This window comes from Marinobacter sp. M3C, assembly GCF_023311895.1.
Lineage (GTDB): Bacteria > Pseudomonadota > Gammaproteobacteria > Pseudomonadales > Oleiphilaceae > Marinobacter.
In genome coordinates this window covers 1288316-1303457 of record NZ_CP092284.1, presented here as the reverse complement: position 1 = coordinate 1303457, position 15142 = coordinate 1288316, and the positions used below count along the sequence as shown (strand labels likewise).

General features: G+C 49.6%; 17 protein-coding genes, 1 pseudogene and 1 riboswitch. Of the genes and pseudogenes, 10 read left to right on the top strand and 8 right to left on the bottom strand.

Annotation, left to right across the window (positions count from 1 at the left end; all coding sequences use genetic code 11):
* Positions 1-32 precede the first annotated feature (32 nt).
* Positions 33-132: riboswitch (glycine riboswitch) on the bottom strand.
* 31 nt (positions 133-163) lie between these two features.
* Positions 164-412, top strand: coding sequence for a hypothetical protein (locus tag MIH18_RS05925; RefSeq protein ID WP_249008147.1), 249 nt, complete (start codon positions 164-166; stop codon positions 410-412).
* Here MIH18_RS05925 and MIH18_RS05920 read toward each other — a convergent pair.
* Positions 398-2176 (bottom strand): SLC13 family permease, encoded by a 1779-nt coding sequence (locus tag MIH18_RS05920; protein WP_249008148.1) that lies wholly within the window; start codon positions 2174-2176, stop codon positions 398-400. The two genes, MIH18_RS05925 and MIH18_RS05920, sit on opposite strands and share 15 nt — an antisense overlap.
* 851 nt (positions 2177-3027) lie before the next feature.
* Between MIH18_RS05920 and MIH18_RS05915 the strand changes: the two genes are divergently transcribed.
* Positions 3028-3432: a hypothetical protein gene (locus tag MIH18_RS05915; protein ID WP_249008149.1), complete on the top strand. Its 405-nt coding sequence runs from the start codon at positions 3028-3030 to the stop codon at positions 3430-3432.
* Positions 3433-3527: 95 nt separating this feature from the next.
* On the opposite strand, the gene MIH18_RS05910 is transcribed toward MIH18_RS05915, so the two are convergent.
* The 5 genes from MIH18_RS05910 to MIH18_RS05890 all read right to left on the bottom strand — a co-directional run bounded on the left by MIH18_RS05910 (position 3528) and on the right by MIH18_RS05890 (position 7289).
* On the bottom strand, positions 3528-4250 hold the full coding sequence (locus MIH18_RS05910) for a site-specific integrase (protein ID WP_249014139.1): 723 nt from the start codon (positions 4248-4250) through the stop codon (positions 3528-3530).
* Positions 4251-4495: 245 nt separating this feature from the next.
* On the bottom strand, positions 4496-4888 hold the full coding sequence (locus MIH18_RS05905) for a hypothetical protein (protein WP_249008151.1): 393 nt from the start codon (positions 4886-4888) through the stop codon (positions 4496-4498).
* Between the two features lie 191 nt (positions 4889-5079).
* Positions 5080-5283: a hypothetical protein gene (locus tag MIH18_RS05900; RefSeq protein ID WP_249008152.1), complete on the bottom strand. Its 204-nt coding sequence runs from the start codon at positions 5281-5283 to the stop codon at positions 5080-5082.
* Between the two features lie 304 nt (positions 5284-5587).
* Entirely contained in the window at positions 5588-6502 is a 915-nt protein-coding gene (locus MIH18_RS05895; protein ID WP_249008153.1) for a nucleotidyl transferase AbiEii/AbiGii toxin family protein, read from the bottom strand.
* Positions 6495-7289, bottom strand: a complete 795-nt coding sequence (locus tag MIH18_RS05890) for a type IV toxin-antitoxin system AbiEi family antitoxin domain-containing protein (protein WP_249008154.1) — start codon at positions 7287-7289, stop codon at positions 6495-6497. Before MIH18_RS05890 ends, MIH18_RS05895 begins: the two co-directional genes overlap by 8 nt.
* Before the next feature lie 528 nt (positions 7290-7817).
* Between MIH18_RS05890 and MIH18_RS05885 the strand changes: the two genes are divergently transcribed.
* The 8 genes and pseudogenes from MIH18_RS05885 (at position 7818) to MIH18_RS05850 (ending at position 13698) form a co-directional block, all read left to right on the top strand.
* Positions 7818-7967 (top strand): hypothetical protein, encoded by a 150-nt coding sequence (locus MIH18_RS05885; protein ID WP_249008155.1) that lies wholly within the window; start codon positions 7818-7820, stop codon positions 7965-7967.
* Positions 7968-8336 carry a phage integrase N-terminal SAM-like domain-containing protein gene (locus MIH18_RS05880; protein ID WP_249014138.1) on the top strand — a complete coding sequence of 123 codons (369 nt, stop codon included), beginning with the start codon at positions 7968-7970 and terminating at the stop codon, positions 8334-8336.
* Positions 8308-8724, top strand: coding sequence for a tyrosine-type recombinase/integrase (locus tag MIH18_RS05875; RefSeq protein ID WP_249014137.1), 417 nt, complete (start codon positions 8308-8310; stop codon positions 8722-8724). Before MIH18_RS05880 ends, MIH18_RS05875 begins: the two co-directional genes overlap by 29 nt.
* Positions 8724-9845 (top strand): annotated as a pseudogene (locus MIH18_RS05870) (IS91 family transposase). Before MIH18_RS05875 ends, MIH18_RS05870 begins: the two are co-directional and overlap by 1 nt.
* 335 nt (positions 9846-10180) lie before the next feature.
* Positions 10181-10579, top strand: coding sequence for a GFA family protein (locus MIH18_RS05865; RefSeq protein ID WP_041635207.1), 399 nt, complete (start codon positions 10181-10183; stop codon positions 10577-10579).
* A gap of 111 nt (positions 10580-10690) precedes the next feature.
* Positions 10691-11572: a hypothetical protein gene (locus MIH18_RS05860; RefSeq protein WP_014871205.1), complete on the top strand. Its 882-nt coding sequence runs from the start codon at positions 10691-10693 to the stop codon at positions 11570-11572.
* Positions 11573-12208: 636 nt separating this feature from the next.
* Entirely contained in the window at positions 12209-12616 is a 408-nt protein-coding gene (locus MIH18_RS05855) for a transposase (RefSeq protein ID WP_249006779.1), read from the top strand.
* Positions 12613-13698: an IS3 family transposase gene (locus MIH18_RS05850; protein WP_249006780.1), complete on the top strand. Its 1086-nt coding sequence runs from the start codon at positions 12613-12615 to the stop codon at positions 13696-13698. Before MIH18_RS05855 ends, MIH18_RS05850 begins: the two co-directional genes overlap by 4 nt.
* 118 nt (positions 13699-13816) lie before the next feature.
* On the opposite strand, the gene MIH18_RS05845 is transcribed toward MIH18_RS05850, so the two are convergent.
* Together MIH18_RS05845 and MIH18_RS05840 are read right to left on the bottom strand one after the other, a co-directional pair.
* A complete protein-coding gene (locus tag MIH18_RS05845; protein WP_249008159.1) occupies positions 13817-14398 on the bottom strand; it encodes an O-methyltransferase in 582 nt (193 codons plus the stop codon).
* Position 14399: 1 nt separating this feature from the next.
* Entirely contained in the window at positions 14400-15134 is a 735-nt protein-coding gene (locus tag MIH18_RS05840) for a sulfite exporter TauE/SafE family protein (RefSeq protein WP_283164887.1), read from the bottom strand.
* Between the last annotated feature and the right edge of the window lie 8 nt (positions 15135-15142).

Below are 15142 nucleotides of genomic sequence, written 5' to 3'. Positions count from 1 at the left end.
TGACGCAGTCATCAGCAGCTCTTCGGAAAGTTGTCGTGTAAACGGTCCCTTTTGCCTGAGAGTTTCCGGGGCAGTTGCTCCTTCGGCGCCGGTCACACAGCTGTGCGACACAGTCTCTCCCGCTAACACCTATAATCTATAAAATGCAGTTTACGTCAGTTTGATGCGCAATAAAAAAGAACAGGTTCGTTTTGCATATTGGTTCAAGCAAAAGACGATGGTGCTTCAGGAAGTCATCTATGGCAAGCCCGATTTAGGTCTGATGGTCGACCAAGGGCAGCGTTGCAAAATAGACGTCAAGGAAGGGGCGGCCAAAATGGTGAGATATGGGACTCCGCAGGGAAATCTCTGGCTGTACTCATGTGTGGCCGAAGACTTCGGTTGTTACCTCAACAATCTAGCTCTGAGTTAGTGGCCAGCCAATGATTAATACTGACACAGTCACTGCCCCGATAAACACATTCATCGGTAGTCCCACTTTTAAAAAATCACTAAAACGATAACCACCTGGGCCGTAGACCATCAGGTTGGTTTGATAGCCAAGTGGTGTCGCAAAGCTTGCCGAAGCGGCCATCATAATAGCGAACACAAAGGGCTCATTATTGAGCCCCGCCTTCTCTGACATTTCCAGGACAATGGGCAACATCAGTACGGCAGCAGCATTGTTGGTGATTGTTTCTGTCAACAGGGAAACAGCAACATAGGTGAGGACCAACATCAACCAAGGAATACCGCTGCTCAACTCGATGATGCTACTGGCAATAAATTGCGCTACTCCGGTTTTTTGTAACGCCGCGCCCAAGGCGAAGGCCGCAGCAATGGTAATGATCACGGTCAAGTCCAGACTCTTTTCAGCCTGACTGACCGAGCAGCAACCCGTGATGATCATCAGCCCTGCGCCGATCAATGCGGCATTCAACATACTGATAAAACCAAATCCTGCGGCAGCAACGACACCTACCAAGATCGCCCAGGACAGCCAGGCACGCTCATGCCGTGGTGTTTCTGCATCTAGGTCATTGATCAGCAGGAAGTCCTTGTTATGGCGCTGCCGCGTGACAAAGGCTGGCCTCGCCTCCAGCAGCAGGGTATCGCCGGCTTTCAGGCGAATGGTGCCCAGATTGCCTTTAACGCGTTCGCCGTTGCGGGCCACCGCCAACACAACAGCACCATACCGGTCCCGAAACTTCGCATCGCGGATGTTCCTTCCCAGTGCCGCGCAATGAGGCGAAACAACGGCCTCCACCAACCGACGCTCTGCGCGATCTTTGTTCAATGTGCCTGAATGCCCGTTTTCGGGCGAAGCAATAATCCCATTGATTCGCAGCAAATCCGAGATCGCTTGGGTATCACCGGCAAAAACAAGACGATCACCACCATGCAGAATTTCCTCTGAGGGTACTGCCGTCACAATAGTGCCCAGACGCTCAACTTCCACCAAGTAAACGCGTTCGAGATTTCGAAGGCCGGCTTGTGCAACAGTTTTGCCGACTAAAGGCCCATGCATGTCTACCGTGACCTCCAGTGTAAATTCCCGCAGATTGGCAAAAGCCTGCTTATCGCTGCGATCTGGCAGCCACTTAGGCAAAAACAACCAGATAAAAACCAGTCCAGCCGCTGCAACTGGAGCACCAACGGCTGTGATCGAAAACAGCGAAAAACCTGCTTCACCAGTAAGGGCTTGGTATTGACCATTGACCACAAGATTGGTGCTTGTACCTATCAGGGTCAGGGTTCCTCCCAGGATGGCGGTATAACTCAAGGGGATCATGAGTTTGGATGGCGGAATTCGGATCTTGCGCGACCAGGCATGGATGGCTGGAATCATCGTGGCCACCACGGGCGTATTGTTCATAAAAGCGCTTAGCACAATCACAGGGGCGAAAATGCGGCCCAGTGCGGATCGAACCGATGTAGGCTGCCCCAATACTTTTTTTACAAGAAGATCGATGCCGCCGGAGCTGTGTATGCCAGCCGCGATGACAAACATCGCAGCCACCGTAATCAAACCTGAATTGGAAAAACCAGCCAAGGCTTCGCTGACAGACAGTACACCGAGAGCACTGAGAATGGTCAGAACTGTCATCATTACCAGGTGCGGGCTAATTCGTGTAAACGTCAAAACGCCCAGAGCCCCAATCGTCAACGTCAAAGAGAACCAGCCTTGCCACTCCATGAAGAGCACCTTAAATCATAATAAAAGAAGGATTATACTTGCGGCTTCATAGAACAAAAAAGAATACTATATTGTTTATATATTCTATTTTAATATATTAGTTTGCGTGGGGTACTATCGCTTACGCTCCGCGGCGAGTGTAAGCGGGTCCAGTGGAGGCCTCTCTTTTTTGCGGCCGGAAGATGTTTGAGCGACTTGCGGCATTTAGCGCACCAATATCATAGGTTGAAAACTTGTACCATCAGGTGGCATTTTCAGATATTGCAAAGACGATTAACTGGTATCAAAGTCATTTGATGAGAAACAAATGCCCGCCGTGTTTAACGAGTTCGTTTTGGCAATGGTGTCATCAACGCACGTTAAGATGTTTTCTAACGGAAGCGAAAAAGCTCGGATGAAAAACGAGGTGCTTGGGCCCGATGTCACAGGTAGTGACATGAAGCAGATGAAGGTTTTTGGTTTGTGTACCCTATAAGTACCCAAGCAGAAACGAAAAAAGGCATATCCGAAGATATGCCTTTTTTCGTTGAAATATGGTCGGGACGGTAGGATTTGAAGTTATTTTATACGCTTTCTCGCACGGTAAATCAAACGGTTACGTGCGAGGGGGTGCGATGCTGAGGTCTGATTGGGACAAATTTTGGGACATCGGGGAACCTCTGAATAAGTCCCCAGAATCAGCGATAATATAACCATCGGCAATCTGACAGGGTTCAGCACTACTAAGAGTCAGATCACCTTCTACGAAGCTGAATACCAGATCAAACAGCGCAAGACTTGTTGCGAGATCTTTCTGGAACGGATGGACAAAATGACTCCTTGGAAGCAGTTGGAGAAGAAATGACCTTGCCATGGAAGACGCCCCATACGAGATTGAATCTATGCGGCACCTTGCGAGTGTGCAACTGAACAGATTGCCGGATGAAATTACTATTCTCAAGTTCCGGCATTTTCTGGAGCGCCAGGGTTTGGGCAAAGGGTTGTTCAAAGAGGTAAGCAAGCACTTGGAGACAAACGGCCTGATGCTGCGCGAAGGCAGCATTGTTGACGCCACCAACACCTACGACATCGTACCGGCGGGAACCTTCTCCACGGTGGGGAGCGGCGTGTATTCGGTGATGTTGGTTATTTTGGAATTCAAAAGCGGGATGAGCACAGGAAACGCAAAAACATCTTTTGGTTCATTGCCAAGTATCGCGGCTTGGCCAAAAACAGTAACCGGCTGCACTTGCCGGCCGCGTTCAGCAATCTGCTAACAGGTGAAAAATATTGTCTGAGGTAAGGTCAGTACGCCCGAATTCCGCCAAAATGGCGGTAAACGGGCAGAAAATGAACAAATAGCGAGGGTAATTCAAATTGTTTCGAAAACCACCTTCAATTTATCCATTTCTCGATTACTTTCCTCGCCATGTAACCACTTCGCATAAGTTGTTAGCAGAACGATAACGCTGTGGCCAAGTTGGTTCGCCACAAATGCGGGAGTCATTCCTGCCATCAGGGATTGGGTAGCGTACGTATGGCGCGTGTTGTAGGTTCTTCGGTGTCTTATGCCCAGCGCCTTTAGAGCTGCTGTGAAGACCACCCTGGGTGGTTTGTCCGTAAGCCATGCCTTAGTCGTTCTTGGGCTTCGAAAAACCTGCTCACCAAATTGATAGGTTAATTTTTTTGCTTCATAAAGTGCCTCTTTGGCTCTGTCATTCAACAAAACCTCCCGAGCTCTATTAGTTTTTGTTTGATGGTTTAGTTGGCCTCGGATACGGGTTTTGCTCACCTTTACTGCACCGCGATTCCAGTCAATATCATTCCAAGTTAGAGCCAGCATTTCGGAAGTCCGCATTCCCGTCCAGAACGCAAACTGTACATAGGTAGCATAGATTAGTTCCGACCCTTCATTGTTGGCGTATAAGTATTCAATGATCTTTTGAGCCTCTTGAGGGGAAAAAGGATCAACTTCCGCTTTCTGATGTTTCATGTTTTTAATTTTTTCTGCTGGATTGCGGTCAATCACTTCGTCATCAACTGCCATCTCAAAAACCTGCCGTAATGGTATCAAAACATTGTTTCGGGTTTTCATAGATTTTCATTCGATTTCTGCAACATCTTGCTTTAATTAAGATACGGTAAATGAATCAATTGGCCGAGTTGCATATAGAGGTTGCCAGTATTTCATTAGTGCTTTCCTATATGTGTCTAGAGTATTGTCAGAAACAGAGGCGGTACTTAGATATATTTGAGCGTACTCGCTAAATAGTGGTACATTACTGTTAACATATTCAGGCTGGTCGAACTGCGGAAAATGTTCCGCAAGTTCTTTCCATGTTAGTGTTTGGAACTGGGCTTTGCTCGTGAGCTCAGTTCGTAGACGGGCTGCCTGCCTGATGTTTGTTTTGGTTGGTTTCCGCGGCCAGACCGGCTCGTACCGCTTCCCTTCCCAAGTAAATCGAATTTTAATACCTGATCCGTGGGGACGGATGCCTGCGGGAAATTCCCTAGTAGCCATGTCTTTACACCTTTTATTGAAACCCAAATTTGACCATCAGGGTCACGAACGAATTGTTCACCTGCTTTCCATTTCCCTTCCCGAATTTTACCCTTGGCCCAGTGAGACCCTTTTCCAAGGATTTCACAAACTCGTTGATGAGGCAGCCAGTCTAATGATTCCAGGTCAATGGTTATTGGAGAGTTGTTCAGCACTTCATTAATTGAATTCATGATATCTATATTCCTGAGCTAGTCGGCATGTTTATTACATTGTTTTAAATAATGTATTTCTGTTTTTCATGCTTACTATTTTACTACATTTAGCGTTTTGACCAAGAAGATAGATGTATAAACGAAAAATATAAGAGTTCTGTCGGTGTTTGATAAATTCTCTGCAGAAAAAATACTGCAGAGTTAATATATTAAAACCATTTAGGTCCACTGGATTGGAAAAGATCATCTTCGCTTAATTTATTAGTGTCTTCTTTTTCAGTTTGCAGCCGGATGAATTGAGACTTTTCTCCTTGATGCGTTCTGATAAGCAACGAAATCTCCACTTCATGAAATTCTTCTACTTCTTGAGCGAGATCTCGAATCTCTTGCATCAGGGCTTGAATGTTGCACATGTAGTTCTCCTGGGTGGGATTGGGCTCCAGTTCAGACTACAACATTGTTTCAGAGGAGCAAGGGTAGATGAGGCGAGCAGTTGTTGGCGGTGACGCATGGGCGAAACTAGCTGGCACCCTTTGTGCTTTGATGCAGGTTAATTTTGTTTTTTAGCTCTGGCTATTTTTTTTCTTGGCCGGGGCAATAGCATAATTCGTAGTATGGAGTAATTAGTATTATTTATCCTTCTTTTGCGAATGCCCCGAGACCCTCAAAATGAAGGGGTCAAGGGCGTCAGCTTCCAGTTCTATGAGACAGTGTGGTTTAAGCCTTCAAAATGCGCTTTAATGTCTGCAGGGCTTGAGTATGATTAGCGGCGCTCATTTTTGAGAGGTTATGCAGCTTCCAGCGCACCGCGGGTAGTCGTTCAACGCCTTCGAGACCGAGCAGTGACCAATCAGGAGAGCGCTGCTTGAATGTGATCAGAAATCGTCGTTCTGATTCTGTTAGTGATGAATTAACAATATCAACAAGGCGTTCCCGAGTAGCCACTAGCTCTTTTAATGGCACGTCGTCTTGCGTCATGCTCCGAAACTCACTCTCATACAGGTCAGAGATGTCCTTGGAGCGCGGGTGCAACAATTCGGCGATTGGTCGGTTGTGGCTGATCATATAGACCAATAAAGCTTTCCTCAGGCTGTCGTTGATCCCTTCGTTGTCTAAGAGCCATTTCACGTCGAATAAATCTCTGGGATGCTGACGATCCAGAGCGGCGCAAATTTTTCCTGCGTACAGATCTGAGAAGTGAACTACTTGCATTTCTGCGAATCCAAATTCTTCTTCTACGCCGTCACAAACAGACATGACCATTGGTTCGTAGACTGTTCCACGCAGCACTGGAGAGAGTTCAACTTTGACCAGGGAGTTACCCTTGCTGACTGTAAGTCGTAGCGCGTCCTGTTTGTCTCTGAACGATTCAACGACGCGAGCATCATGAAGATCGGAGCGGATCGATTGAGCTAATTCAGAAAGACTTTTCCGAATCGTATCCAGCGCAGCCTCGCGTTCTATCATGGGAAGAAATACTAGATCAATGTCTACTGATAGACGAGGGAAGTCGCGGATAAAAAGGTTGATCGCTGTTCCACCTTTGAGGGCAAAACATGGATATTTAGCGATGTGAGGAATGAGCTGCAGCAAAAGCTGGACCTGACTGTAGTACTGACTTCGCTTATCCATGCATAGTGTCCTCGTGCATTTCTTTGGGAACAGTGATGGCCCACCGAGTATTGAGCTTGCCGCGTTTGGCTATCAATCGCTTACCTGATCCTAAGTCATATTCGCTTGGCTTGAGATGCTTAAACCAAGCATGGCCTTGCCGCTCAGCTAACCAAAGAAATAATCGTTTAACCTTAATGTGAAGACAGTCTCTCAGGAGGGAATCGATTTTTTTCGGTGACAGATTGGAAAGCCCCTGCATCAGTGCTGCTGCGTGTTCGAAACTGACCTTTGAAGGCACTTCGGTAAGCACTTCAAGCATGGCTTTCTCCGGACAGGAGTATGCGACAGAAGGTAGTCCATCTTGCCAGTTCAATTCGCGAAGAAACCGCGAGTCCTCCATTGTGCGCTCGGACCATAATGTGAGAGTGCCATGACGCTCAAATTGAGCAGCAACTGGAATTCTACTGACCCATCCTGGTAGGGGGTGCTGGGAGTAGAGCTGAACCCGCACTTCTGCGCTCGTTGACAAAAAATGTGTTAATCCGGCGAAATCCAGCGCCGTTAAACCGCCCACGTGAATGGGCTTTTCTGACATCCGCTGAAGCGATGCAACGACGCCCTGCCAGCTAATAGATTTCTCGTAGAGTGTGTATAGGCCAGACGCGAGAGGGATCAGAGTGCGACTGCGTATGGCGTTGTCTAAAAAATGCAGGTTTAGACCCTGATCGATCAACCACGATTTAGTCGCCAACATGGAGGGTGGCAGCAAATATTTGAGCTGTTCGCGAGCCTTTTTATTGAGCATAGTTTGGAAAACCCTTAAAATACGGCAATTACCGCCGTGATAATGGTAATTTCCAAACTATCTTAGATTCAAGAGTTTAATTTATCTAGGATTTTCGGCGTTTTTTGCCGTAAAAAAAAGGAAAAGTAAACTATTTGGCCGCGCACATAAGTTTACGGTTGAGCAGGATTTTTGCTGAACTGAAGGTTGATAGGAGCGAGCCTAAACTAAAACGCATGAATGGCCAAATCAGGTGAAGCGGCCCAGTCTTGGTGTACGTCCCTCATACCTCGTGGCTCACCCCATTTGTTGTTCCGAAAGAGGCCTACAGCGGTGTTAATTGCTTTATCCGCTGAACCATAAGTGTCTAGGGCCATGTCACCGTGAAGAATGCTCCAGGAAACCTGCGCAGCGAACTGCTCGATATCGGGTGTTGAACTAAACCGCTTCGCGGTAGCGACTACGCCCGATCATTTCCTGCAAGATTGGGAGTCTTGACGGATACTTTTGAGTAGCCCGAGTGGGCTATTCAGAAGAGGAGAGTCCGTCATGACACCCTTACGTCAGACCATGATCCAGGCCATGTGCCAGCATGGCTTTTCCCCCCGAACCCAGCACAGTTATCTTTACGTCGTCACCGCGCTGGCCCGTTATTATCGGCGATTGTTCGGCGTCAACTATCCTGTCCGGTCATCCTAATTGTCGCCGAACAGGCGATCGCCCGACCAGCTGAAGGTTGAAGACTTACAAGTCTTTTTCAACTATCTGGTGCAGGAGCGTTCCCTGTCACCGGCCAGTTGCCGTGTTTACCTTCATGGCATCCGGTTTCTGTATCTGAAGGTGCTGCACTGGGCGCACTTCGATGTAACCCTGGTGCTGCCCAAGCGACCTCAGCGTATTCCAGAATTACTGACACGCCAGGAAGTCGCGCGCCTTTTGGCCGCTGTTCTTAGCCCCAAGCACCAAGCCCTGTTATCCGTTACCTATGGATGCGGTTTGCGCGTCAGCGAAGCGGTCGCGTTGAAAGTGAAAGACATTGATGGTGAAACGCCATCTGTTGCGGATTGAGCAGGGCAAGGGCGCCAAAGACCGGATGGTGCCCTTGGCTCCCGGGTTACTCCAGGCGCTCCGTCGCTATTGGCAGATTCGCCATCCCATGCTCTGGTTATTTCCCAGCGATTTACTGCCAGACAGACACCTTCACATCACCACGCCTCAGAAGGTCTACCACACAGCCAAGACAACCAGCGGTATTGAAAAATGCGGTGGTATTCATGCCTTGCGCCATGCCTACGCCGCGCACCAGCTGGAGCGGGGGTTGCCCGTTCATGAGCTGCAACGGCTCTTGGGGCATAGTGATCTGCGCAGTACTCAACGGTATCTGCACTGGTTGCCCGGCGTTACACCCCAAAACGGAGGTCCCGCAGACCTGATCGCAAGTCTCGGAGGTGCGTGATGGCGGGCACACTGAGCGTTCAAAGCATACTGGCACGATTTCTTCCGGGTCAGACACTGGACAGTCACCGTCGTAAAGTCTGCGCCCGCCTAACAGACTGCCGAACCGCCCGCATGGGCGGTATGGACATGCGTTGTGATCATTGCCAGGCCCGCTCCATCTGCTACTAAGGATGCCGGGATCGCCATTGTCCGCAATGCCAGGGCCATGCGACGGAACAATGGAGCGCACGTCAGCGCTCCCTGTTACTGCCGGTGCCTTACTTCCATTTGGTGTTTACGCTACCTCACACCTTGAACGGCTGGGTTCAGCTCCATCCCGACGTGATCTATCGCTGTCTGTTCGCCGCCGTCTGGGACACGCTTAAACAGTTTGGGCGCAACACCCGGCACCTCGGCGGCGAACTGGGCATGACGGCGGTACTCCACACCTGGGGACAGAACCTGAGCCGTCATGTGCACGTGCATTGTCTGATCCCCGGCGGAGTGTTGACTGGCACCGGTGATTGGCACAAAGCCAAAAGCCACTACCTGTTCCCGGTACGGGCCTTATCCCGGTGTTTTCGAGGACGAAGGGTGTCGTTGCTAAGAGCGTCGGTGAACGCAGGCGAACTGCACCGGGTGACCCGCAGCGGTGAGATTGACGGTGTGCTCGACGGCCTGATGCAACACGAGTGGGTGGTTTACACCCGACACTGCCTGAACCAGGCCGAGAGCGTAGTGGATTATCTGGCTCGCTACACTCACCGAATCGCCATCAGTAATGGGCGTTTGTTGACGATGGAGGATGACCGAATCGCCTTCCGCTATAAGGATTACCGTGATGACTCACGGATCAAAATCCAATGGCTGGAGGGACAGGAGTTCGTGCGGCGGTTCCTGATGCACATCCTGCCGAAGGGCTTCATGCGAATTCGTCATTTTGGCTACCTGAGCAACTGCACTCGACGCCGCAAACTGGCGGTTATCCGGCACTGTTTATCGCAGCCGCCCAAACCAGAAGCGACACTGGAGAACCCGGCGTCTCAACGATGCTGGCCGTGTCTTCTCTGTGACAGCGGTGTGGTTCGCATGGTTCGCCAGGTTCCACGATTTAGACCAGCGGTGATCCTAACGGGGTAACCCATCTCCGCCTGGTTCGGTGCTTGGAAAACAGCCATTCTAAAGGAGCTGGGCGTTTCTGCGGGCGAACGCTGGAAAAACGGGTACCTGAGAGGTAGTCTGAGGGTAGTCACAACAAGGAACCGCCTCATGAAGGATCGAATGAGACCAAAACCCGCCGACATTGCTTCGTACCGGGCCCCAGATGTACCGTTCAGGCTTCGCCTCCAAATTACTTTATCCTTAAGCATCGTTCGATAGCTGCGGAGTTGGCGGCTTAGTCCAACAGACATTTAAAGGTCATGCTGCGCACGACCATTAAATGCTTAGGTGTTATCACACAGGGAGGTAAATCAATGATCCTATCAGGCAGCTGCCTCTGCGGTGGTGTCAAATACGAGGTGAATGGCGGTTTAAGCGATGTCTATAACTGCCATTGCTCTATGTGCCGCAAGCTCCATGCGGCGGCGTTCCGAACATGTGCAAAGGTACAAGCTATTGACTGGCGGACCATCCAAGGCCAAGAACTGCTCAAGAACTACGAGTCATCGCCAGGAGAGTTCAAGGTTTTTTGTTCAAACTGCGGGTCGAGCATTCATACGAAGTTCAATGCAATGCCAGAGGTCTACGCGCTTCCTTTGGGTACCCTCGACAACGATCCAGGCGTGCGCGCAAGTCGCCATGTATTCGTGGGCAGTAAGGCACCGTGGTTCGAGATTACGGATGGTTTGCCTCAGTTTGCCGAGAATGCCTGACGCAGTGATAACAAGGCCAGGCACGGCGACGCCTTTTTCGTTGCGGCTTCGCCCCCACTACAAAGCCGCGCATGCTGGCGGCGTTATGCAGAAAATGAGTAGGAGGCTTGCATGCCGAGAAGAATAAGTTCCGCGCAAATGAGCAGCAAGCTCAGGCAGGCACAGAATAAACAGAAACAGGCTATAGCCAAGTATAACCGTGAGGTCAGGCAGCATAATCAGAAAGTTAAGCAGGCAGTTAATAGATACAATAGCGAAGTAAGAAAACACAATGCGAGGGTCAGGGCCAATCGACTAAAGATCGATTCCGAACTCCGAAAAATGAGGTCGTCTAACTCGTCTCAATACCAGATAGTTAGAACTTCCGCCATGACGCTCAATACTTATTATGAGCGTTTAGATGCTAGAGAGAATGATTTTGAACATTCCAACTTTGGCTATGACTTCTTAGACAGATCAGAGCAAGAAAATGCGAATAGCTTAGCTCTTTCAAACACACTTGAATCTGACGTTGAGGATAGCGAAGGGCAGCAATCCGATCTCCTTCGCACTGAGATCGACGACATGCTGCAAGAGTTGTCGCCCGAGTTGAGCAATCGCTGGAAGGGAGCCTTATTCTCTTTGAATCCAGAAAACCCGGATGCGGCTCGACATTTCTGCACAAGTGCCCGAGAAGTTTTTGTCCAAATTTTAGACATCAACGCTCCAGATGAAAAAGTGATGGAAAAAGCACCGGATTGCGATAAGACTCCTCAAGGTCAACCAACGCGCAAAGAGAAAATTAAGTATTTGCTGGGGCGTTCCGGAATACTCACAGAGGAAGCTGTCAATTTTGTGGATGAGGATGTCAAAAATGTGCTCAGCCTCTTTCGTGTTTTCAATGATGGCACTCATGGGTCATCCGGGAAATTCGGCATCACAAAGTTGCTATCGATAAAAAATAGGGTTGAAGATGGAATTGCTTACCTGTTTTCAATCTGTCGTCATGCATAATCGGGTAGCCAGGGGTATCTAACCCCCAGCCCCCACAACACCCTGCATGCGGGACCGCACAGGGCGTTTCTCGAAAACGTTTAGAGCAAGTCGGCCAATTACCTCCTGCTTGCCCCAATGATGGCTTCTGATTTTGCGCCAATGTTCCTAGGTCCGGTCGGATATGGAATCATTGAGCTGCACAGGCTCCTCATTGATTTTCGAGTTCAGGCCTTCACCATGTCCCACCCATTACGATGGGCATTCGGCTACTATGCCCTCTGCTGACTTCTGCTCAATCACCAGTGGGGTTACCCATCGACCACGAACATTAAATTCATCCGGCACCGTCTTGAAAAGCGGTTCCAGCACAAGCGCTTCTGGTGTTCGATAGGCATTAAAGTGCCTGGCTAGTGCGACCCTTATCTCTCCCGCACGCTGCGAGAGCCCCTGATCTGCACACCACGCATCGAACGCGCGCAGTAAACTCAGAGAATTTATCATCTCGCAGTATGAGTGATGGCTGACGATCCCGAACCTTTTTGCTTGGTACGACAGAAGGAGAAACAGAAGGAACCCCTGTGTGTCAACCTCAGTCCATACACCCGGTCTATGAGTTAACATAGATTTCAGGGCGCGGATTGAGGAGTGTAAGCAATGCCAAAACCTGAGTCACAGATACCCGATAATCACATCTTGCCAGACAGTCAGTTGGAGAAGCGGACCCGTCGCCGATTTTCCACAAAGTACAAGCTGAGAATACTGGCCGAAGCGGATCAATGCGCCTACGGTGAACTCGGCCCTTTATTACGCCGTGAAAACCTCTATAGCAACCAGTTGCGTGATTGGCGTAAGCAGTTGGAAGTCGGTGGCGAGGCTGCTTTATCCAAGTCTGCGCCGGGGCCTAAAGCGTCAAAAACACCGGACCAGAAGCGCATTGAGCAGCTAGAGAAAGAGCTGACCAAAACGCAGCACCGGTTGCGGGTGACTGAAGACTGTGTGGATCTCCAAAAAAAAGCCTTGTCGATGCTCGATCTGTCGAACAATGGGAGCGATCCATCATGACCGTCCTTGAGGCGCGCCCGGCGCACATTCCGTTCCGCTCTGCCTGTGATGCTTTGGGACTGAACCGGAGCACCGTTTACGCGTGGCGACGACGTCAGAGCACAGCACCAGACCCAGTCAGGCGCTCTCGTAAAACGACGCCGCAGCCCAGAGCGCTCTTAACCTCGGAGCGTGTGCAGATACTTGAGCGGATGAACGAACCCGAGTTCTGTGATCAAACGCCGTATCAGGTCTATCACACGCTGCTGGAACGTGGTGAGTGCCTGGCCTCGCTCAGCACACTGTATCGCGTGCTGCGACAAGCCAATCAGACCGGTGATCGCCGGAATCAACGTGCGCCTCAGTCGCATGCTATACCGCGCCTGACCGCGACACGGCCAAACGAAGTTTGGACGTGGGATATTACGAAATTGGCGACTACACGCCGGGGTAACTACCTGAACCTGTATGTGGTTATGGACCTGTTCAGCCGCTATGTCGTGGCTTGGATGATCTCCCGCAAAGAGAACAGTCAACTGGCGCAGCAGCTCATGGAACAAACACTGACACGATATGGGCTGACCAACCGCGGGGTCACCCTGCACCAGGACCGTGGATCGCCTATGATCGCCCAGAGCTTTCTCGACCTGATGGCCGATGTGGGCGTGGTCTGCAGCCACAGCCGCCCCAGAGTCAGTAATGACAATCCATTCAGTGAAAGCCAGTTTAAAACACTCAAAACGCAACCTGACTTTCCCGGACGCTTTGACAGCCTGGAATATGCACGGTTATGGGCAGCGGATTATTTTTGCTGGTACAACCATGAACACCACCACAGCGGGCTGGCCGGCTTTACGCCGACTCAGGTCTACACCGGCAACTATCAAACCGTGGGCCAAGTGCGGCAAGCAACGCTGGACCGGTATTATAGAGACCATCCGGAACGCTTCTGCCAAGGGAAACCAAAAGCCGCGTTACCGCCGGAAGTTGTCCACATCAACCCCATCACTTCGGAGGCGATAGGGGGTGAGACAAGTAGCGCTGTGAACTTCCCAACGTTACCAGCAGCACGAAAGGCGCTGGAGCGGGCAAATAGATGTTAACGTTTTAAAGAGCTGTCCATATGAGGTTGACATGTTCCGGAACCGGCAGAACGATAACTTCCAGGTTAGGATCAGTATCGGTACAAACTGATTGGCAGGTTAGTAGCAACACGAAAGGCTAAGCCGATCTATGTACGACATACTCTCCTTTTCCCAGAGGAAGTAGAACCGTCGAAAAGCCCTCCAAATTATCAAAATAGTGCATAAAGCTCCTAAGCTCTGCTTCATGAGAGACTGCGTTGTCACAAATGATGACTCCACCAGGAGGAAGGCGCCGAAGGAGATCATCAACAACGGAAAGATAAAGGCTACGATCACCATCTAGGAAAATCAGATCAAAGTAGTCCTCAGAGCATTTAAGGTAATCAGCAAAGTCCTGGTGGACCATATCAATCTTGTCAGAGATCCCTAAAGAGCAGAAATTCTCCTTAGCTTCGTCATGCCTAACAAGCCTGTTGTCGACAGTGACAATCCTGCCATCATCGGGTAAAGCCAAAGCGAGCCAGCTTGTTGAAAACCCGTTTGAGGTGCCAAACTCCAAGACTCTTAAAGCTCCTGTAGCCTGAACGAACAAAAAAAGAAACTCGCCCGTATCGCGCGTAATATTAAGATACTTATCGGCACGGTGAACGGCTGAATAGTCATTATCAACGCCACGACGCTCGATCTCATCTAGTAAAGCAATTCGAACCTTCGACATATTAAATGACCTTTCGAATAATAACGTTCAGGTTAGAATATAATATGTAGCTGCCAAGAGAAAAAAGTGCGAAATAAAAAAGATGCAGAAAGACTGAAGAAGGTATCTTTTTACGAACAGCAGAACCCAAAGCCATTCCAACAAAGGCAGGAAAAAGAGATAAAACCGACAACAAGCCAATCTCCAATGTCAGAAAACCTCGCCAGTAAAGAGTGGCCGCTAACGCAATCGACGAGAGCGAGAATAATATCCCCATAGCCTGTATGAGCATATCCCTGCTCTGAAAAATTGACTGAAGATAAAAAACTCCTGGGACAGCGGAAGATCCAGTAACCCCTGTGAGAATACCGTTGCAGATGCCCATGCCAATGCTCACTACTCGACCATGATCTTTACTGATGGTGATAGGAACTCTCATCAGACCGAGGAATGAGTAAAACAAAAGTACAGTAGCGAGAATTAGTGAAGGAACCTCGCTGTCCACAAATGTCGACATCCAACTCCCCAAAAAAACGCTCGCGGTTGCCGCAAAAAAAAAATTGAATGGGTCTTCAGAATAGGCTTTAGCTGAGCGCCATACACAGCTTGAACCAAGTTCGTGACCAACGCCGGCAAGGCCACGACGGCCATAGCCGAATTGATGCCAATAGAAGCCGTAACGATCCCGAGTACAAGAGGAGGCAGACCAAGACCGACCACGCCCTTTGTAAAACCTGCAACAAAAAAGGCAGTCAATATGATGAA

Coding starts and splice junctions, on each gene's coding strand:
- MIH18_RS05925 (WP_249008147.1), top strand. CDS start 164: ATGCGCAATAAAAAAGAACAGGTTCGTTTTGCATATTGGTTCAAGCAA.
- MIH18_RS05920 (WP_249008148.1), bottom strand. CDS start 2,176: ATGGAGTGGCAAGGCTGGTTCTCTTTGACGTTGACGATTGGGGCTCTG.
- MIH18_RS05915 (WP_249008149.1), top strand. CDS start 3,028: ATGGAAGACGCCCCATACGAGATTGAATCTATGCGGCACCTTGCGAGT.
- MIH18_RS05910 (WP_249014139.1), bottom strand. CDS start 4,250: ATGAAAACCCGAAACAATGTTTTGATACCATTACGGCAGGTTTTTGAG.
- MIH18_RS05905 (WP_249008151.1), bottom strand. CDS start 4,888: ATGAATTCAATTAATGAAGTGCTGAACAACTCTCCAATAACCATTGAC.
- MIH18_RS05900 (WP_249008152.1), bottom strand. CDS start 5,283: ATGTGCAACATTCAAGCCCTGATGCAAGAGATTCGAGATCTCGCTCAA.
- MIH18_RS05895 (WP_249008153.1), bottom strand. CDS start 6,502: ATGGATAAGCGAAGTCAGTACTACAGTCAGGTCCAGCTTTTGCTGCAG.
- MIH18_RS05890 (WP_249008154.1), bottom strand. CDS start 7,289: ATGCTCAATAAAAAGGCTCGCGAACAGCTCAAATATTTGCTGCCACCC.
- MIH18_RS05885 (WP_249008155.1), top strand. CDS start 7,818: ATGACACCCTTACGTCAGACCATGATCCAGGCCATGTGCCAGCATGGC.
- MIH18_RS05875 (WP_249014137.1), top strand. CDS start 8,308: ATGGTGAAACGCCATCTGTTGCGGATTGAGCAGGGCAAGGGCGCCAAA.
- MIH18_RS05865 (WP_041635207.1), top strand. CDS start 10,181: ATGATCCTATCAGGCAGCTGCCTCTGCGGTGGTGTCAAATACGAGGTG.
- MIH18_RS05860 (WP_014871205.1), top strand. CDS start 10,691: ATGCCGAGAAGAATAAGTTCCGCGCAAATGAGCAGCAAGCTCAGGCAG.
- MIH18_RS05855 (WP_249006779.1), top strand. CDS start 12,209: ATGCCAAAACCTGAGTCACAGATACCCGATAATCACATCTTGCCAGAC.
- MIH18_RS05850 (WP_249006780.1), top strand. CDS start 12,613: ATGACCGTCCTTGAGGCGCGCCCGGCGCACATTCCGTTCCGCTCTGCC.
- MIH18_RS05845 (WP_249008159.1), bottom strand. CDS start 14,398: ATGTCGAAGGTTCGAATTGCTTTACTAGATGAGATCGAGCGTCGTGGC.